The sequence below is a fragment of the Arenibaculum sp. genome (assembly GCF_035998295.1).
Taxonomy (GTDB): domain Bacteria; phylum Pseudomonadota; class Alphaproteobacteria; order Azospirillales; family Azospirillaceae; genus DASYHS01.
This window is the reverse complement of record NZ_DASYHS010000226.1, coordinates 1-16,937: the sequence shown is the minus strand read 5'-3', so window position 1 is coordinate 16,937 and position 16,937 is coordinate 1. Positions and strand designations below refer to the sequence as shown.

General features: G+C 71.6%; 13 protein-coding genes. 5 read left to right on the top strand and 8 right to left on the bottom strand.

Going from position 1 to position 16,937, the window contains the following annotated elements; genetic code table 11:
• Positions 1 to 60 precede the first annotated feature (60 nt).
• The gene (locus tag VGO20_RS21925) at positions 61 to 624 is read left to right on the top strand and encodes a YgjV family protein (RefSeq protein ID WP_327504517.1); all 564 of its coding nucleotides are present in this window, start codon (positions 61 to 63) and stop codon (positions 622 to 624) included.
• Positions 625 to 635: 11 nt separating this feature from the next.
• Here VGO20_RS21925 and VGO20_RS21920 read toward each other — a convergent pair whose 3' ends face one another.
• The 3 genes from VGO20_RS21920 to VGO20_RS21910 form a co-directional block, all read right to left on the bottom strand.
• Positions 636 to 4,064 (bottom strand): acyl-[ACP]--phospholipid O-acyltransferase, encoded by a 3,429-nt coding sequence (locus VGO20_RS21920; protein ID WP_327504516.1) that lies wholly within the window; start codon positions 4,062 to 4,064, stop codon positions 636 to 638.
• A 62-nt stretch (positions 4,065 to 4,126) separates the two neighbouring features.
• Complete coding sequence (locus VGO20_RS21915) at positions 4,127 to 4,717, bottom strand: TetR/AcrR family transcriptional regulator (protein WP_327504515.1); 591 nt, start codon at positions 4,715 to 4,717, stop codon at positions 4,127 to 4,129.
• 249 nt (positions 4,718 to 4,966) lie between these two features.
• Positions 4,967 to 5,656 carry an IclR family transcriptional regulator gene (locus tag VGO20_RS21910; RefSeq protein ID WP_327504514.1) on the bottom strand — a complete coding sequence of 230 codons (690 nt, stop codon included), beginning with the start codon at positions 5,654 to 5,656 and terminating at the stop codon, positions 4,967 to 4,969.
• A 137-nt stretch (positions 5,657 to 5,793) separates the two neighbouring features.
• Between VGO20_RS21910 and VGO20_RS21905 the strand changes: the two genes are divergently transcribed.
• The 4 genes from VGO20_RS21905 to VGO20_RS21890 all read left to right on the top strand — a co-directional run bounded on the left by VGO20_RS21905 (position 5,794) and on the right by VGO20_RS21890 (position 11,091).
• Positions 5,794 to 8,154: a cytochrome P450/oxidoreductase gene (locus tag VGO20_RS21905; protein WP_327504513.1), complete on the top strand. Its 2,361-nt coding sequence runs from the start codon at positions 5,794 to 5,796 to the stop codon at positions 8,152 to 8,154.
• A gap of 37 nt (positions 8,155 to 8,191) precedes the next feature.
• A complete protein-coding gene (locus tag VGO20_RS21900) occupies positions 8,192 to 9,202 on the top strand; it encodes a TRAP transporter substrate-binding protein (protein WP_327504512.1) in 1,011 nt (336 codons plus the stop codon).
• A 105-nt stretch (positions 9,203 to 9,307) separates the two neighbouring features.
• A complete protein-coding gene (locus VGO20_RS21895) occupies positions 9,308 to 9,793 on the top strand; it encodes a TRAP transporter small permease (RefSeq protein ID WP_327504511.1) in 486 nt (161 codons plus the stop codon).
• Positions 9,790 to 11,091 carry a TRAP transporter large permease gene (locus tag VGO20_RS21890; RefSeq protein WP_327504510.1) on the top strand — a complete coding sequence of 434 codons (1,302 nt, stop codon included), beginning with the start codon at positions 9,790 to 9,792 and terminating at the stop codon, positions 11,089 to 11,091. The genes VGO20_RS21895 and VGO20_RS21890 overlap by 4 nt, the downstream gene beginning before the upstream one ends.
• A gap of 13 nt (positions 11,092 to 11,104) precedes the next feature.
• Here the strand turns inward: VGO20_RS21890 and VGO20_RS21885 are convergent, their stop codons facing one another.
• The 5 genes from VGO20_RS21885 to VGO20_RS21865 all read right to left on the bottom strand — a co-directional run.
• A complete protein-coding gene (locus tag VGO20_RS21885; protein ID WP_327504509.1) occupies positions 11,105 to 12,127 on the bottom strand; it encodes an SDR family oxidoreductase in 1,023 nt (340 codons plus the stop codon).
• A gap of 81 nt (positions 12,128 to 12,208) precedes the next feature.
• Positions 12,209 to 13,765 (bottom strand): glycosyltransferase family 39 protein, encoded by a 1,557-nt coding sequence (locus VGO20_RS21880; protein WP_327504508.1) that lies wholly within the window; start codon positions 13,763 to 13,765, stop codon positions 12,209 to 12,211.
• The gene (locus tag VGO20_RS21875; RefSeq protein WP_327504507.1) at positions 13,710 to 14,750 is read right to left on the bottom strand and encodes a glycosyltransferase family 2 protein; all 1,041 of its coding nucleotides are present in this window, start codon (positions 14,748 to 14,750) and stop codon (positions 13,710 to 13,712) included. The genes VGO20_RS21880 and VGO20_RS21875 overlap by 56 nt, the downstream gene beginning before the upstream one ends.
• A 100-nt stretch (positions 14,751 to 14,850) precedes the next feature.
• On the bottom strand, positions 14,851 to 15,450 hold the full coding sequence (locus VGO20_RS21870; protein ID WP_327504506.1) for a superoxide dismutase: 600 nt from the start codon (positions 15,448 to 15,450) through the stop codon (positions 14,851 to 14,853).
• Between the two features lie 95 nt (positions 15,451 to 15,545).
• Positions 15,546 to 16,937 (bottom strand): MFS transporter (locus VGO20_RS21865; protein ID WP_327504505.1); only part of this gene is annotated, 1,392 nt, incomplete at its 5' end.

The following is a 16,937-nucleotide window of genomic DNA, read 5'->3' as shown; positions in this document are numbered from 1 at the left end:
CCGTTGACGGGCGGCGGGCCGGCATGGTGCTATCGCGCGCCCGTCCGGACCGGAACCATCATGCTCGACACATTCCTCGCCGACCCGCTCGCAAGCCTGTTCGGCGTGATCGGGATGGCCTGCCTCGTCTCCTGGCCTCTGTTCCGCAGCCGCACGGGGATGCTGACGGCGCAGCTCGGCATCGCGTTCGGGCTGGGCTTCCACTACCTGCTGCTCGGCGCGCACACGGCGGCGATCATGCAGGCGCTGAGCTTCGCGCAGGTCCTGGCCGCCATCCCGCTCGGGCGGCGGCCGGGCCTGTACGCCTTCTACCTGGCGCTGATCCCGGTCATCGCCACGGCCGCCGCCCTCACCTGGAGCGGCGCGCCGTCGTTCTTCTCGGCGGCCGGGCTGGCTTTCATCACGCTCGGGCGCATGCAGACCAACACGACGGCGCTGCGCGTGCTGATGCTGTGCGCCGGGCCGTTCTGGATGACCCACGACTGGATGGTCGGCTCCCTGCCCGCCTTCGCGGCCGACATCGCGAGCTTCTCGATCGGCCTGTGGCGGGTGCTGACGATCCGCGGGGCCCCGGCCCCGGCGGCGGCTCCGCCCCCGGCCCCGGCGCGCTCGGCGGCCGACTAACCCCCGCCACCTCAGTCCGCGGGCACGGCGGCGCCGGACGCGAGTTCCGCGGCGAGCGCCTGGGCGCGTACGTAGTCGGTCTTGCCGGTGCCGAGCAGCGGGACCTCGGCGACGACGATCACCAGCCTCGGCAGCGCGATCTCGGCGATGCCCCTGGCCTTGGCGAACTCCAGGAGCTCGCGGCGCCCGGCGCCCGGCCGGGTGGTGAGCAGGGCGAGCTGCTCGCCCTTCCTGGGGTCGGGCAGCGCCACCACCGCGTGGGCCGCCTCGGGCCAGACGGCGGAGGCGGCGGCCTCGGCGGCGGCCAGGCTCACCATCTCGCCCCCGACCTTCGCGAAGCGCTTGGCGCGGCCGCGGATCGCGACGAAGCCCTGCTCGTCGACGGCGACGATGTCGCCGGTGTCGTACCAGCCGTCGTCGAGGGGCTGCACCACGCCCGGCCGCTCGACCCGCATGTATCCCTTCATCACGCTGGGGCCGCGGACCCAGAGGCGGCCGGCGCCCTCGATGCCGGGAACGGGCTCGACGCGGGTCTCGATGCCGGGGAGCGTCCGGCCGACGGTCCCGGCCTTGAAGTGCATCGGCGTGTTGACCGCGACGACGGGCGAGCACTCGGTCGCCCCGTAGCCTTCGAGGATACGCAGCCCGAACTTGTCCGTCCAGGTCTGCCGGGTCTCGTCCCTCACCCTCTCGGCGCCGGCGACGACCATGCGCAGGGAATAGAAGTCGTAGGGATGCGCCTTCCTCGCATAGCCCGCGAGGAAGGTGTCCGTCGCGAAGAGGATGGTCGCGTTCTCGCCGTAGCAGAGCTCCGGGATGATCTTGTAGTGGAGCGGCGAGGGATACATGAAGACCTTGACGCCCGAGAGCACCGGGAGGACGAGGCCGCCCGTCAGGCCGAAGCTGTGGAACACCGGCATCGCGTTCATGACCTTGTCCGTCGGGTTGAACGCGATCCGGGATGCGATCTGCGCGCAGTTCGCGAGGATGTTCCGGTGGCTCAGCACGACGCCCTTGGGTGCGCCCTCGGAGCCCGAGGTGAAGAGGATGACGGCCGCGTCGTCCGCCGCCGGCGAGGCCGGGCGAAGGGCCCGGAACCGCGCGGCCAGCACGTCCAGCAGCTTGTCCAGGAGGCCGATCCCGCCCCTGACGTCCTCCAGCCAGACGATGCGGCAGCTCCGCTCGAGATGGGTGACCGCGCCCTGGAGCTTGGCGCGCTCGACGAAGAGCCGCGAGGTCAGCACGGTCCCGACCTCGGCCGCGCGGGCCGCCTGCGCCATGCCGTCGCCGCCCGCGGTGAAGTTCAGCATCGCCGGGACGAGCCCGCGGGACTGGAGGGCGAAGAAGGTGACGGCGGCGCCGACGGAGTTCGGGAGCAGCACGCCCACCGCCTCGCCGCGCCGGGCGAGCCGGGAGAGCCGGCGGCCGAGGACGAGGGAGCCCAGGACCAGCCGCGCCGCCGTGAGCGGCTGGAAGTTCTGGTCGACCAGGGCCTCGCGCTCGGGGCCGAAGAGGTCGCGGGCATCGACGACGGCATCGAAGAGCGTGCGGTCGAGGTCCGTCGAGCGGAAGGCGATCTCGGTCATGAGGTCCTGGAGCCAGACGCCCATGCGCTGGCGGCGCCTGGCGCCGACCAGCCCTGCTTCGATCCGGGGCCGGACCGGCGGGTGGACGGTGATCGTCACCTTCGGGAACCAGGAGAGCCTCATCTTGCCGTGCATCCGGCTCGTCTTGGAGCGCTGGAGGCCTTCGATGTGGATGGGGACGATCGGGGCGTCCGACTTGTCCGCGATCAGGCCCGGCCCCTCGTAGACCTTCATCAGGCTGCCCGTCGTCGTGATGCGGCCCTCGGGGAAGATCGCGAGCCGCTCGCCCCCGCGGACGACCTTGATCAGCGTCTTGGTCGCCATGGGGCTCGTCGGGTCGACGGTGACGGCGTTGACGAGCTGGAGCGCGGGCCGGACCCACCAGCGCTTCGCGATGTGGGTGTTGACCGCAAAGGCGGGCTTGCCCGGGAGGAACGCCGCCAGCATGGGCGCGTCCAGGAAGGAGAGATGGTTCGCGACGTAGATGGCGCGCCCGTCGGCGGGGACGTGATCGAGGCCCCTGACCTCGACGCGGAACAGGGTCCGCAGCGCGAGGCGCAGGGCGCCCTTGAGGAGCGTCTCCGGCAGGAGCAGGCAGACGAACAGCGCGACGGCCGCGTTGGCGATCCCCTGGGCGAGGAAGATCTCAGGCACCGACAGCCCGACGGCCAGCAGCGCCAGGCAGAGAAGGGCGGAGGCGACCGTGAACGCGGAGTTGACGACGTTGTTGGCCGCGATGTCGCGCGAGCGGTGCTCGGGCTCGGACGTCGTCTGGAGGATCGCGTAGAGCGGGACCACGAACATGCCGCCCGAGACCGCGATGGCGAGGAGGTCGGCCATCACGCGCCAGTTCGCGGGATCGGCGAGGAAGGCTTGCGCCGAGACCGCCCCGGCCGCGGGGACCCGGCCGGACGAGGCGAGGTACAGGTCCACCGTGAAGGCGGTGATCGCGATCGCGGCGGCGGGCACGTAGCGGGCGCTCACCTTGCCGCCGAGGAGGCGGTTGCAGCCGAGCGAGCCGAGGCCGACGCCGACGGAGAAGCAGACCAGCAGCAGCGTCACGACCGTCTCGTCGCCGCCCAGCACGTCGCGGACGAAGGCCGGGAACTGCGAGAGGAACGTAGCGCCCGTGAACCAGAACCAGCTGATCCCGAGGATCGCCAGGAAGGCGTTGCGCGAGGAGCGCGCGTGCCGGACCACGTCGCGGGTCTGGGCCCAGAGATTGAACCCGACGCGCAGGCCGGGCGAGCGCACAGGCGCGTCGGGTATCCCGAAGGAGAGAGCGAAGCCGACGACCGCGACGGCCACGACGCCGATGGCGGCCCAGGACTCGCCGCCGGGCACGACGAGGACGAGGCCGCCCGCGATCGTGCCGAGCAGGATCGAGAGGAACGTCCCGGCCTCGATCAGGGCGTTGCCGCCGAGAAGCTCGTCCTCCCCGAGATGGTCGGGCAGCAGGCCGTACTTGATCGGCCCGAAATAGGTCGACTGGGCGCCCATGAGAAAGACGAGCGCCAGCATCGCCGGCACGCTCCCGGCGAGGATCGCCCAGGCGCCGAAGGCCATGACCCCGACCTCCACGCCCTTGATCCAGCGGGTCATCACGCTCCGCTGGCACTTGTCGGCGAGCAGGCCGGCATGCGCGGAGAACAGGAAGAAGGGCAGGACGAAGAGGCCGGCCGCGAGCGTCACCAGCAGCGCGCCCGCCTCGCCCTCGACGAGCCGGAAGGCGATCAGGATGGTCAGTGCCGACTTGAAGAGGTTGTCGTTGAACGCGCCCAGGAACTGGGTTGCGAAGAGGAAGCCGAACCGCCGCTTGGCGAGCAGTCCGAAGGTCGAGGTCCCGTGTGCCATGTGCGTGTCCTCCTGGCGGGCGGCTTCAGGTCCGCGGGCCGGCCGGTCGTCGGGTGAAGCGCTCATTCCGGCGTCCGTGCGACGCAGGCGCAGGCCGCCGCCCAGGCCGCGTCCGCGAGCGTCGGCGCGAGCTCGGACATCGGGCGCGCGATCCGGCCGTAGGCCCGGAAGGTCGCCGCCTGGAGGACGACCCCGATCGCGACCGCGGCCGCAAGTTCGGCGTCGGCCTCCGGAAGCGCTTCCGCGAGGCAGGCCCGGACCGCGTCGACGGGGCTGTCGGTGCCGACTTCCACCGTCGGCAGCCCGCCGTGCTGGGCGAGCAGCAGGAAGGTGAAGCGGGCGGCGTCCTCGTCCGCGAGGCGGCAGACCTCGCGCACCATCGCCGAGAGCCGGGCGCGGCCGCCCCGCTTGCCGTCGGCGGCGGCCCGGAGCAGCCGCCCGTACTCCCGGTAGCCGTCGGCGAACAGCTCGGCCACGAGGACCTCCTTCGAGGGGAAGTGGCGGTAGAGCGACGCGTCGCCGATGCCGAGCTCGCGCGCGATGTCGCGGGTCGAGGTCGCGGCCACGCCGCGCTCGGCGAAGAGGCGCTCCGCCGCCGCCATGATCGCCGCCTTCTTCTCCTTGCCCGCCTTCGTGCCGGCCCCCGCCTTCATCGGCGCCCCCTTTCCCAATTATGCGAGCAAGCGCTCGCTCGCATATCGTTATCGCGGCAAGCCGGGCGGGTCAAGGGCGGCGTTGCGCCACGTGGCCCTGGCGGAGATCTTGGCGGGGATGGGGATCGGGAGCGCCCGGGGTTGCGTCGGGCGCGGCCCGGCCGGCGAACAGGTCTTTCTCAGCTTTTCGCCCCTGGCGGGGCGGGGACGCGGTCGCGCCCCTGAGCTTTCCGGATGAACCGGAAAGCTCTAGCGGACCAGCGCCGCCAGTTCGCCGGCGCGCGCCTTGACGGCGGCGATCGCGGTCGCGGTGTCCAGGTCGTCCATCGCGACGACGCCGACGCAGGCCTCGAAGCCGGGCTGCGGGCGGGACGGCGCATGGATGGGGCTGGCGACGCCGACCGCGCCCCGCTGCAACTGGCCCCGGGTCAGGCTGTAGCCGTCCAGCCTCGCCTGGCGGACGGCGTCCGGATCGTCCGGCCGTTCCGGCCGGCCGGCCAGAATCGCGATGCCGGCGGCGCCCAGGTCGAGGGGATGGCGGCTGCCGACGCGGTAGCCGACGCGCAACAGGCCCTCCTCCGGCTCGGCCACCATGATCACGACGCAATCGCCGCCCTGCGGCACCGACAGGAACGCGGTCGCCCGGGTCTCCCCGGCCAGATCGTGCAGGAGCGGCCGGGCCACCGAGCGAAGCTGCGGCTCGAACCGGGAGGCCAGGACCAGGATGCCGCCGCCCAGGAAGACCTGCCCCTCGGCGGCGCGCGAGACCAGGCCGTGCGCCTCCAGCGTCGAGACGACGCGGTAGGCGATGGCCCGGTGGACGTCGAGCCTCGCCGCCAGCTCGGCGACCGTGATGCCGTTCGGCTGCTGAGCGACGATCTCGAGCGCCTGGAGGCCCCGGTCGAGCGTCTGCAGCAGGTTCGTGGCCTTCATCGTCATCTCAGGTGTTCCGGCGAGGCGGGCTGTCCCGGGCGGCGTCCGATCCCTTGACCTCGAAGGAAAGGCGGCTTAAGTTCGCCTACCGAACATACCGTCGCGCTATCCGTAACGCAAGTGGACGCACCAGGAGGCCCGCGATGAACCGACATCCCGCCGCCGACGCTGCGCACCCGGGACCGGCCGCCCAGGGCGGCGCCTGCCCGTTCCACCGCGCCGCCCCGGCCGCGCCGACCGGCTGCCCGGTTTCGGCGGAGGCCGCCGCCTTCGATCCCTTCGAGGGGCCGTACCAGGTCGACCCGGCCGAAGCCCTGCGCTGGTCGCGCGAGCAGGAGCCGGTGTTCTACAGCCCGAAGCTCGGCTATTGGGTCGTCAGCCGCTACGACGACGTCAAGGCGGTCTTCCGCGACAACGCGGTGTTCTCGCCCGCGATCGCGCTGGAGAAGATCACGCCGGTGTCGCAGGAAGCGCAGGACACGCTGAAGCGCTACGACTACGCGATGAACCGCACGCTCGTGAACGAGGACGAGCCCGCGCACATGGAGCGGCGGCGCGCGCTGATGGAATCCTTCACCCTGGCGGAGCTGGCCCATCACGAGCCGATGGTCCGGCGGCTGACGCGCGAGTACCTGGACCGCATCATCGACCGGGGCGAGGCCGACCTGGTCGACGAGATGCTGTGGGAGATCCCGCTGACGGTGGCCCTGCACTTCCTCGGCGTGCCCGAGGAGGACATGGACACCCTGCGGGATTATTCGATCGCCCACACCGTCAACACCTGGGGGCGGCCGTCGCCCGAGGAGCAGGTCGCGGTCGCCGAGGCGGTGGGCAGGTTCTGGCAGTTCGCCGGCAAGGTGCTGGACAAGATGCGCCAGGACCCGTCCGGGCACGGCTGGATGCAGTACGCGATCCGGCGGCAGAAGGAGCTGCCGGAGGTCGTCACCGATTCCTACCTGCACTCCATGATGATGGCCGGCATCGTCGCGGCGCACGAGACGACGGCCCATGCCTCGGCCAACATGCTGCGCCGGCTGCTGGAGAACCGGGAGGTGTGGGAGGACGTCTGCGCCAACCCGTCGCTGATCCCCAACGCGGTCGAGGAATGCCTGCGCCATTCCGGCTCGGTCGTCGCGTGGCGCCGGATCGCGACCGCCGACACGCGCGTCGGCGGCGTCGCCATCCCCGAGGGGTCGAAGCTGCTGATCGTCAGCGCCTCGGCCAACCACGACGGGCGCCATTTCGAGAACCCGGACGAGCTGGACGTCTACCGCGACAACACGACCGACCACCTGACCTTCGGCTACGGCAGCCACCAGTGCATGGGCAAGAACCTGGCCCGGCTGGAGATGCGCATCTTCCTCGAGGAGTTCACCCGGCGCCTGCCGCACATGGAGCTGGTGCCGGGCCAGACCTTCACGTTCCTGCCGAACACGTCCTTCCGCGGGCCCGACCACCTGCGGGTCCGGTGGGACCCGGAGCGCAATCCCGAGCGGCGCGACCCCGGCATCCTGGACCGGCCGCTGTCCTTCCGCATCGGGGCGCCGGCCAAGCAGGACGCGGCCCGCCAGGTGCGCGTCCGCGAGGTGCATCGCGAAGCCGAGGGCATCGTCCAGCTGACGCTGGAGGACCCGCGCGGACGCAAGCTGCCGAGCTGGAGCCCGGGGGCGCATATCGACGTGATCGTCGGCGAGCATGTGCGCAAATACTCGCTGTGCGGCCGGAGCGACGACGAACGCCGCCTGCAGGTAGCCGTCCTCAGGGAGCAGGCCGGGCGCGGCGGATCGGCCTTCATCCACGAGCGCGTGGCCCCCGGGGCCATGATCCGCATCCGCGGCCCGAAGAACCATTTCCGCCTGGACGAGGGTGCGGCGTCCTACCTGCTGGTCGCCGGCGGGATCGGCATCACGCCCATCGTCGCCATGGCCGACCGCCTGAAGCGTCTGGGCAAGGACTACGCGATCCACTATGCGGGCCGCTCGCTGGCGAGCATGGCCTTCGTCGACCGGCTGCGGCGCGACCACGGCGACCGCCTGCACCTGTATCCGGCCGCGGACGGCCGGCGCCTGGACTTGGCGGCGCTGCTGCGCGAGCCGCGGCCGGGGGAGCAGATCTACGCCTGCGGCCCGGAGCGGCTGCTGGCCGCCCTGGAGGCGCTGACCCGGGACCGGCCCGAGGGCGCGCTGCGGGTCGAGCACTTCACGTCGGCGGGCACGCGGCTCGATCCGGGCCAGGAGATCGGCTTCGACGTCGAGCTGAAGGATTCCGGCCTGACGGTGCGCGTCCCGCCGGAGCGGACCGTCCTCGAGGCGTTGCGCGCCGTCGGCGTCGACGTGCCGAGCGATTGCGAGGAAGGGCTCTGCGGCACCTGCGAGGTGACCGTGATCGAGGGCGAGATCGACCACCGCGACAAGGTGCTGACCCAATCGGAGCGAATGGAGAACCGCCGGATGATGACCTGCTGTTCCCGCGCGCGCCGCGACAAGATCACCCTGGCGCTGTAGCCGGGGCGGAACGGAACCAAGACGGGAGGAAAAAACCATGAAATCGATCAAGCTCGCGCTGCTCGCCTCGGCGACGGCGTTCCTCGCCGACACGGCGGCGGCGCAGACGACGCTCAAGATCAGCCACTACCTGCCGCCCGTGCACGGCATCCACACCGACTTCATCGTGCCGTGGACCGAGCAGGTCAGCGAATGCACCGGCGGCGCCGTGCAGTTCGAGATCTTCCCGGGCGGCACGCAGCTCGGCAACGTCGCCAAGCAGCAGGAGCAGGTGATGGCCGGCGTGGTCGACATCGCGCACGGGCTCCACGGCATTCCGCGCGGGCGCTTCCCGCGCACCTCGCTGATCGAGCTGCCGTTCATGACCGACGACGCCGGGGCGGCCAGCGAGACGCTGTGGGAGATGTATCCGGACCACCTCGCGCCGGAGTACCAGGGCCTGAAGGTGCTGGCGCTGCACGCGCACAACGGCGGCCTCGTCCACACCTCGAACAAGAAGGTCGAGACGATGGAGGACCTGAGGGGCCTGCGCCTGCGCACCCCCAGCCCGGCCGTCTCGGAGATGCTGACGGCGCTGGGCGCGACGCCCCAGGGCCTGCCGCCCGGCGAGGTCTACGAGAACATCCAGAAGAACGTGATCGACGGCACGGTCTTCCCGTGGGATCCGGTGAAGTCCTTCGGCCTCAACGAAGTACTGAACTACCATCTGGAGGCGGGCACCTACACGGTCCCCTTCTTCTTCGTGATGAACCAGCGCAAATACGACGCCCTGCCCGAGAACGTGCGGCAGTGCATCGACGAGGCGTCGGGCGACAACCTCGTTGCCAAGTTCGGCGACTGGTGGGACAAGTGGGACGAGGCCGGCCGCACGGAAGCCGAGCAGGCCGGCCACGAGATCACCGAACTGAGCGAGGAAGAGCGTGAGCGCTGGCGCGAAACGCTGCAGCCGACGATCGACGCCTATATCGAGCAGACGTCGGGCGAGGTCGAGAACGCGCGGGAGATCTACGACCGGATGCGCGAGCTTCTCGCCCAGAAGCAGGGATAACCGTCTATCCCGCCGGGGCCGCGCGGAACCTCCCGCGCGGCCCGCCCCTTCCCCCGTCCTCTCCCTCGCAACTTCCCTCTTCCCCTGCCCGCCCCGGACCTTTCCATGAGACGCCTGGCCCAGGCGCTGCGCGCCCTCGTCCTCGCTTCCGCCGTCGTGGGCGTGCTGGCCTATGCCGCCGCGGCGCTGCTGACGGTCGCCGACATCGTCGGCCGCCAGACCGGCATGCCGATCCCTGGCGTGGTCGACCTCGTCCAGCTCTGCGTCCTCGGCGGCGCTTGGCTGGTCATCCCCCACGCCTTCCTGGCCGGCGCGCATGTCGGGGTGGACCTGCTGGTCGAATCCTTCCCGCGGGCGGTCGAGCGGCCCCTGCGCGCGCTGGCGAGCCTCGCCGCCGTCGGCCTGCTGGGGCTGATGCTGGTGTACTGCTATGAAGCCTTCCAGCAGCAGCTGCTGTACGGCGACCGCTCGCAGCAGCTCGGCATCCCGATCGTCTGGTACTGGGTGCCGCTGCTGTTCGGGCTGGCGCTGTCGGCCGTCGCGGCGGCGCTCACGGTCTTCTCCACCCCCCACCCGCAGGCCGCCCGATGAGCTCCGCACTCCTGGGCTTCGCAGGCTTCGTCCTGGCGCTCGCGCTGATCGCCTTCGGCTTCCCGGTCGCGGTCGCGATGGGCGTGGTCGGCGTCGGCGGCTTCTGGCTGCTCAACGGCTGGATCGGTGCCGGCTTCATCCTCGGCTCCTCGCCCTTCGAGGCGATCTTTCCCTATTCGCTGAGCGTCGTCCCGCTGTTCGTGATGATGGGGGTCTTCGCCGCGCGGGCGGGCCTGTCCCGCTCGCTGTTCGACGCGGTGAACGGGTTCCTGGGCCATATCCGCGGCGGGCTCGCCGTGACCGCGATCGGCGCCTGCGCGCTGTTCGGCGCGATCTGCGGCTCCTCGCTCGCCACGGTCGCCACCATGGGCCGGGTCGCGATGCCGGAGATGAAGCGCCACGGCTACGACGACGCGCTGTCCTCGGCGTCGATCGCGGCGGGCGGCACGCTGGGCGTCCTGATCCCGCCGTCGATCCTGCTGGTGATCTACGGCATCCTCACGCAGACCTCGATCGGGCAGCTGTTCATCGGCGCGATCATCCCCGGCCTTCTCGGCGCGGTCCTGTACGCGGTCGCGATCATCGTGCGCGTGCGCATGGCGCCGGAGCTGGCGCCGCCGACGCCGCGAGTGGACTGGGCCACCCGCATCGCCACGCTCGGCCGGGTCTGGGGCGTCGTGCTCCTGTTCGCGCTCGTGATCGGCGGCATCTATCTCGGCTGGTTCTCGCCGACGGAAGCCGCCGCCGTCGGCGCGGTCGGGGCGTTCCTGCTCGCCGTCGTCTCGGGCGAGCTGGACCGGGACGCGCTGAGGGGCGCGGTGCTGGAGACGGCGGAGCTGACCGGGATGATCTTCTTCATCCTGATCGGCGCCTCGCTGTTCAACTACTTCCTGGAGACGACCGGCCTGCCGTCCGGGCTGATCGGCCTGATCGAGAACAGCGATCTCGGCCCGACCGAAGTGCTCGTGTTGATCATGCTGTTCTACGTCGTGCTCGGCTGCTTCATGGATTCGATGTCCATGATCCTGCTGACGGTGCCGTTCCTGGGGCCGGTCGCGCTCGCGATGGGCTACGACATGGTCTGGTTCGGCATCCTGATCGTAACGGTGGCCGAGATCGGGCTGATCACGCCGCCGATCGGCATGAACCTGTTCGTCGTCCAGGCGACCCAGCCGGGGCTGACCCAGCGGACGGTCGTGCGCGGCATCCTGCCGTTCATCCTCGCCGACCTGGTGCGGCTCGTCATCCTGGCCGCGGTGCCGGCGCTGGCGCTCTGGCTGCCGTCGCAGATGTTCTGAGCGTGCGGCGCGGTCAGTACCGGGCCCGCGCGCGCAGCACGCCCATCACGACGCCGACCGCCCCGAGCGCGATCCCCATCGAGACCAGGGGATGCATCTTTGCCTGGGTGTACAGGCTGCTCTTGAGGACGTAGGGGTAGTCGCTGCGCTCCTCCAGGTCCGCCATCGGCCGGTAGAGGTCGTTGCGCCCCCGCGGGGCCGCGGGATCGCCCGAGCGCTGGAACCACGGCATGGTGCGCGCCATCACCCGGTCGGCGAGGCGCGGCGCCAGCCCGGCGGCGGCGGCGATGAGGCGTCCGCCGCCGCCCACGACGATGTCCCGGCGGTCGTGCTCGCACGCCCAGACGATCGTCTCGGCGACGACGCGGGCGTCGTAGACCGGAGGCGGGTTCTTCGGCGCCACGTCGAGGTAGTTCTTGGCGTGCTCCTTGTAGGGCGTGTCGATCGCGCTCGGCTTGACCAGGGTCACGGAGACCGGGAGACCTTCCATGTCTATCTCCATGCGCAGCGCCTCGGTGAAGCCGGCGATCGCATGCTTGGACGCGGAATAGATGCCCTGGATCGGGATCGCCCGGTCGCCGAGAACGCTGCCGACGTTTATCAGCTTGGCCGGGATCAGCTTGGCCGGCGCCCCCCGCTCGCGGAAATGGGACAGCGCGGCGCGCGACCCGTAGACCTGGCTCCAGAAATTGGTGTCGAACAGCCGGCGCATGTCCTCGACCGACACCTCGTCGAGGCGGCCGTAGATGGAGACCCCGACATCGTTGATCCAGGTGTCGAAGCCGCCGAAGTGCCGGACGGCCTCGTCCCGGATGCGGTTCACCTCGTCCTCGCGGCCGACGTCGGCGACGACGCGGACCGCCTCCCCGCCGTCGTGCCGGATCTCGCCGACCACCGCGTCCAGCGCTTCCTCGTTGCGGGCCGCGATCACGAGGCGGGCACCCCGCTCGGCCAGCATGCGCACGGTGGCGAGGCCGATCCCGCTGGTGCCGCCGGTGATGACGACGACCTGACGGTCCAAGGGCTTCAGTCTCACGGTCGATCCTCCATGACTGACCAGGGGGCTGGCAGGGGCATGGAGGGGCAACCGAGGATCGCCCGGACGGTTCCGGAGCCTCTAGGGCTTGGGCGGCACGATCGCCCAGCCGACCTCGACCGGCGGCAGGTCGGCGCCGGTGCTCCAGGGCACGGTCAGGGGCGGCTGCTCCTCGATACCGGGGAACCGGTCCGCCAGGCCGGCAAAGGGCGAGGCTGACAGCGGCCCCGCGGGCTCGCCCCGCCGCCCGCCGCCCCAGACCAGGATCGCGCCGCTGCGCGCGACCGCGGCGTCGTCCAGCCACGGCGCGAAACGCGGGTCGGCGGCGATGTAGGTGGAGGGGCGCGACGGCGCGTACCAGGCGACGGTGCCGGCCAGCCACTCGTCGCCGACGACGACCGGCAGGGGAGCGCCGTGGCGCTCCTCCCACGCGGACGAGATCGCGAGCGCCAGCGGCTCGCCGGGGAAATGGCCGCGCTTGCCGCGGTCGGTCACGTAGGGGCCGGCCACCATCATCGCGACATAGGCGAGTGCGGCGAAGACGAACAGCACCGACCAGCCCGCGGCGAAGCGCCGGAGCCCCGCCCGGGTCGGGTCCGGGGCCAGCCACGCCACGAGCATCGGCCCCAGGAGCAGGAACAGCGGCGTGCTCCACATCGAGCGCAGCTCGAAGCCGAACAGGGCCGATATCAGCGCGGTGGTCGCGACCGGGCCGATGCCGACCGCGAGCAGGAAGACGTCGGCCCGTCCCGCCGAGCGGGGCCGCGGCCGGCCGAGCAGGAGGACCAGGACCAGGGCCGGCAGCGCCACGCCGGCCGCCTCGCCCAGGAAGGACAGCGGGTTGACGACGTGGTCGGCCCAGCCGGTCTCGCCGCCGCCGCCGCGCGCCATCGCGTAGCCGAAGGTCGGGAAGTCGTTCGCCACCAGCCAGGCGAGATGGGGCGCCAGGACGGCGAGGAACACCAGCAGCCCGACATAGGGCCCGGGGCGCAGGAGCTGCGCCCTGTATCCCGGGACGGCCAGGAGCAGGAGGGCCGCCGGGACCAGGAGGGTCGCGAAGAAGTACTTGCCGAGGAAGCCGAGCCCGGCGGCCAGCCCGGCCGCCGCCCAGGCCGCGGGAGAGCCGGTCTCCAGCGCCCGGCGCAGCGCCAGGACCGTCAGCGCCCAGAAGGGCAGCATCACGACGTTGGCGTTGAACTCGGGGCTGGTGAAGTTGTGGAAATAGACCGCCTCCAGCAGCAGCACCGCCAGGAGCGCGCGCGCAGGCGTGAACAGCTCGCGCGACAGCCGCCAGACCGCCCAGAAGGCGACGGCGATCGCGACCTGGCTCAGCAGGTAGAGCGGCCAGTCCGCCCCGCCGCCGAGACGGGCGGCCAGCTCCATCAGCCAGGCCGACAGCGGCGGGTGCTTGAGGTAGCCGAACTGCCACTCCCGCCCCCAGGCGAGCCCCTCGATCACGTCGAGCGGCAGGTTGGGATGGGTCAGGGCCGGGACCAGCGTCCAGACCGCGACGTGGAGGACGAGGAACGCCTGGAACAGCCGCGTCGCCGCCGAGGGCGTCAGCAGGCCCCCGGCGTCCGGCTCACGGAGCCCGCCGGCCGTCGACGGGGCGGGAGCCGGCGGTTGGAGAAGACTCATGGATGTCCTGGATGAGGTACAGGGGGCGTTGCTTGGTTTCGCCGAAGATGCGCGCGACGTATTCGCCGAGCACGCCGATGAAGGTCAGCTGGATGCCGCCGAGCAGCAGCACCACGACCATGATCGAGGGATAGCCGGGAACGTCGCTGCCGAAGGCGAGCGTGCGGAAGATGATCAGCCCGCCGTAGCAGAACGCGAACAGCGCCACCAGGAGGCCGAGATACGTCGCCACCTTGAGCGGCAGGACCGAGAAGCTGGTGATCGCCTCGAGGGAGAAGTTCCACAGCCGGACGTAGTTCCATTTCGTCTTGCCGGCGTGACGGGGCTCGCGCCGGTAGCTCACGGCCTTCTGCCGGTAGCCGATCCAGGAGAACAGGCCCTTCATGTAGCGGTGCTGCTCGCGCACCCGCATCAGCCCGTCGACGGCGCGCCGGCTGAGCACGCGGAAGTCGCCGCTGTCCGGCGGCAGGTCGACGCGCGACAGCCGGCCGATCACGCGGTAGAAGAGATAGGAGGTCAGCTTCTTCAGCGCCGTCTCTCCGGCGCGCGACTCGCGCCTGGCGTAGACGACGTCGTAGCCCTCCTCCTCCCACCAGCGCAGCAGCTCGGGGATCAGTTCCGGCGGGTCCTGGAGGTCGGCGTCGATCACGACCACGGCGTCGCCCCGGGCGTGGTCGATCCCGGCGGTCATCGCGACTTCCTTGCCGAAGTTGCGGCTGAGGTCGATGACCGCGGCGCGGCCGTCCGCGGCCCGGATCTCCAGCAGCGCCGCGAGGCTGCCGTCGGTGCTGCCGTCGTTGACGTAGACGATCTCGCCGGCATGGGGCAGCCGGTCGAGCACGGCGGCGAGGCGCCGGTGGAACTCGGCGATGCCGTCCCGCTCGTTGTAGACCGGCACGACGACGGAGACGAGGCGCGAGCCCCGCCCCGCGTCGGGCGAGGCGGGGTCCGCCCGCTCCTCCACCATGCCGTGCGTCTGGTGCATCCGCCCCGGTCCCCTGCATTCGGAACCGGGAACATAATCAGGCGCCGCGCACCGGTCTACGGGCTTCGTGGAACCGGCTTTCCGGGGCGCGGCCGGAGCGTCACCGCCCCTGGAGGCGGCCCGCCACGAACTCCCAGTCGACGAGGTTGTCGAGGAACGCCTTCAGGTAGTCGGCGCGCCGGTTCTGGTAGTCGAGGTAGTAGCTGTGCTCCCACACGTCGCAGCCGAGCAGCGCGTGCCGGCCGTGGACGAGCGGGTTCTCGCCGTTGGGCGTGCGCATGACCTGCAGGCGGCCGCCGTCCTCGACCAGCCAGGCCCAGCCGCTGCCGAACTGCGCGAGGCCGGCCTTCGCGAACTCGTCCTTGAAGGCCTCGACGCTGCCGAAGCCGTCGCGCAGGCGGCTTTCCAGCTCGCCCGGGATCGCGCCGCCGCCGCCCTTCCTCATGCACTGCCAGAACAGCAGGTGGTTCCAGTGCTGGCCGGCGTTGTTGAAGACCGTCTGCTTCGACGGGTCGCCGTAGGAGACCTTGCACACTTCCTCGAGGTCCGCGTCCTCCAGCGGCGTGTCGCGCACCAGCCCGTTCAGCGTGTTCACATAGGTCTGGTGGTGCTTGCCGTGGTGCAGGTGCAGGGTCTGCGACGACATGTACGGTTCGAGCGCGTCGTGGGCGTAAGGCAGCGGGGGCAGTTCGAAAGCCATGGTCGCCTCCTCGTTCCGGGGGATGGACGAGCATATGGCCGCCCGGCCGGTCACCGACGAGGCCCCCCGGGTCGGGTGCCCCGGACGCGGCACGCTCAGCCTTTCGATGGGGCGGGGGCCTCCCCGCGCAGCGCCACCAACGCCGTGACCGCCGCGGCCAGGGCGCTCAGCATCGCCAGGACCATGCCGGTGGAGAAGGCCGAGAGGAAGGCGGATTCCAGCGTGGCACGGGCGGGATCGGCCGGGGGCGGCAGGGTGCCGAACCGGTTGGCGGCGGCCCCGCCCAGGGCGGCGTAGACGAGGCTGGCGACGGTGCCGAAGACGGCGACCGCGGCGAGGCCGGCGATGCGGCTGGCGGCGTTGTTGATGCCCGAGGCGGCCCCAGCCTGGCTGTCGGGCGCCGCGTTCATCACGGCCGTCGTCAGCGGCGAGACCACCATCGCCATGCCGACCGCCAGCAGCGTCACCGGCGCCACGGCCCCGGCCGCCAGCCCCTCCGGGACGGTGGCGAGCCAGCCCGCCGCGAGTGCGACCAGCGTCGAGCCCGCGACCAGGAACCGGCGCGGGCCGTGGGCGTCGCCGAGCGCGCCGAAGCGCCGGGACAGCAGGCCGATGACGGCGCCCAGCGGCAGCAGGACGAACCCGGTCTCGGCCGCCGACAGCCCGCGCCGGCCGATCAGCTCGAACGGAAGCAGGAACAGCACCCCGGTCAGCGCCCCGTAGAGGAACACCGTCACGAGATTGGCGCCGCCGAAGACGCGCGAGGCGAACAGGCCGAGCGGGACGATGGGGTTGGCGGCGCGCCGCTCGACCCGGAGGAAAGCCAGGAGCGTCACGCCCCCCAGCGCCATCACCGCCAGCGGCACCGCCGGCGCCGAGCCGTCCCCCAGGCGGGTCAGGCCGTAGGTGAGGCAGCCGACCGCCGCCACCGCCAGCGCCGCGCCCGGCCAGTCGACGGGGCCGACGGCGTCGTCACGGCTTTCAGGCACGTGGCGCCACGCCAGCCAGATGGCCGCGGCCGAGAGCGGCAGGTTGATCCAGAAGGCGGCACGCCAGCTCACCACGTCGATCAGGAAGCCGCCGAGCGCCGGCCCGAGCGCCGTGGTGACGGCCGAGGCCGCCGCCCAGGTGCCGATGGCCCGGCCGCGCGAGGACCGCGGGAAGCTGGCCGTGATGATCGCGAGGCTCTGCGGCACCAGGAGTGCCGCGCCCACACCCTGCGCCGCCCGCGCCAGCACGAGGACGGTGCCGCCGGGTGCCGCGGCGCAGACGGCGGAGGCCACCGCGAAGAAGGCGATGCCGGCCACGAACACGCGCCGCCGCCCGAACCGGTCGCCGAGCGCGCCGCCGACCAGGATCAGCGCGCCCAGCAGCAGCGTGTAGGCGTTGACCACCCATTGCAGCGTCCGGAACCCGACGTCCAGGTCCACCTGGATCGCCGGCAGGGCGATGGTCACCACCGTGCCGTCGATGAAGGCCATGGCGGA

Coding starts and splice junctions, on each gene's coding strand:
- VGO20_RS21905 (WP_327504513.1), top strand. CDS start 5,794: ATGAACCGACATCCCGCCGCCGACGCTGCGCACCCGGGACCGGCCGCC.
- VGO20_RS21890 (WP_327504510.1), top strand. CDS start 9,790: ATGAGCTCCGCACTCCTGGGCTTCGCAGGCTTCGTCCTGGCGCTCGCG.
- VGO20_RS21915 (WP_327504515.1), bottom strand. CDS start 4,717: ATGAAGGCGGGGGCCGGCACGAAGGCGGGCAAGGAGAAGAAGGCGGCG.
- VGO20_RS21875 (WP_327504507.1), bottom strand. CDS start 14,750: ATGCACCAGACGCACGGCATGGTGGAGGAGCGGGCGGACCCCGCCTCG.
- VGO20_RS21880 (WP_327504508.1), bottom strand. CDS start 13,765: ATGAGTCTTCTCCAACCGCCGGCTCCCGCCCCGTCGACGGCCGGCGGG.
- VGO20_RS21925 (WP_327504517.1), top strand. CDS start 61: ATGCTCGACACATTCCTCGCCGACCCGCTCGCAAGCCTGTTCGGCGTG.
- VGO20_RS21870 (WP_327504506.1), bottom strand. CDS start 15,450: ATGGCTTTCGAACTGCCCCCGCTGCCTTACGCCCACGACGCGCTCGAA.
- VGO20_RS21920 (WP_327504516.1), bottom strand. CDS start 4,064: ATGGCACACGGGACCTCGACCTTCGGACTGCTCGCCAAGCGGCGGTTC.
- VGO20_RS21895 (WP_327504511.1), top strand. CDS start 9,308: ATGAGACGCCTGGCCCAGGCGCTGCGCGCCCTCGTCCTCGCTTCCGCC.
- VGO20_RS21910 (WP_327504514.1), bottom strand. CDS start 5,656: ATGACGATGAAGGCCACGAACCTGCTGCAGACGCTCGACCGGGGCCTC.
- VGO20_RS21900 (WP_327504512.1), top strand. CDS start 8,192: ATGAAATCGATCAAGCTCGCGCTGCTCGCCTCGGCGACGGCGTTCCTC.